This window comes from Staphylococcus agnetis (assembly GCF_002901865.1).
GTDB classification, from domain to species: Bacteria; Bacillota; Bacilli; order Staphylococcales; family Staphylococcaceae; genus Staphylococcus; species Staphylococcus agnetis.
Window position 1 is genome coordinate 1 of the sequence record NZ_PPQF01000019.1, and the last position, 1,259, is coordinate 1,259.

General features: G+C 51.6%; 1 rRNA gene. It reads left to right on the forward strand.

From position 1 onward, the window contains the following. Positions 1–1,259 (forward strand): 16S ribosomal RNA (locus tag CD172_RS03475); the annotation flags it as partial.

Here is a 1,259-nt window from a genome sequence, read left to right on the forward strand (position 1 = left end):
GAGGAGCTTGCTCCTTTGACGTTAGCGGCGGACGGGTGAGTAACACGTGGGTAACCTACCTATAAGACTGGAATAACTCCGGGAAACCGGGGCTAATGCCGGATAACATGTTGAACCGCATGGTTCAACAGTGAAAGACGGTCTTGCTGTCACTTATAGATGGACCCGCGCCGTATTAGCTAGTTGGTAAGGTAACGGCTTACCAAGGCGACGATACGTAGCCGACCTGAGAGGGTGATCGGCCACACTGGAACTGAGACACGGTCCAGACTCCTACGGGAGGCAGCAGTAGGGAATCTTCCGCAATGGGCGAAAGCCTGACGGAGCAACGCCGCGTGAGTGATGAAGGTCTTCGGATCGTAAAGCTCTGTTGTTAGGGAAGAACATATGTGTAAGTAACTGTGCACATCTTGACGGTACCTAACCAGAAAGCCACGGCTAACTACGTGCCAGCAGCCGCGGTAATACGTAGGTGGCAAGCGTTATCCGGAATTATTGGGCGTAAAGCGCGCGTAGGCGGTTTTTTAAGTCTGATGTGAAAGCCCACGGCTCAACCGTGGAGGGTCATTGGAAACTGGAAAACTTGAGTGCAGAAGAGGAAAGTGGAATTCCATGTGTAGCGGTGAAATGCGCAGAGATATGGAGGAACACCAGTGGCGAAGGCGGCTTTCTGGTCTGTAACTGACGCTGAGGTGCGAAAGCGTGGGGATCAAACAGGATTAGATACCCTGGTAGTCCACGCCGTAAACGATGAGTGCTAAGTGTTAGGGGGTTTCCGCCCCTTAGTGCTGCAGCTAACGCATTAAGCACTCCGCCTGGGGAGTACGGTCGCAAGACTGAAACTCAAAGGAATTGACGGGGACCCGCACAAGCGGTGGAGCATGTGGTTTAATTCGAAGCAACGCGAAGAACCTTACCAAATCTTGACATCTTTTGACCGCTCTAGAGATAGAGTTTTCCTCTTCGGAGGACAAAATGACAGGTGGTGCATGGTTGTCGTCAGCTCGTGTCGTGAGATGTTGGGTTAAGTCCCGCAACGAGCGCAACCCTTAAGCTTAGTTGCCATCATTAAGTTGGGCACTCTAAGTTGACTGCCGGTGACAAACCGGAGGAAGGTGGGGATGACGTCAAATCATCATGCCCCTTATGATTTGGGCTACACACGTGCTACAATGGACAATACAAAGGGCAGCGAAACCGCGAGGTCAAGCAAATCCCATAAAGTTGTTCTCAGTTCGGATTGTAGTCTGCAACTCGAC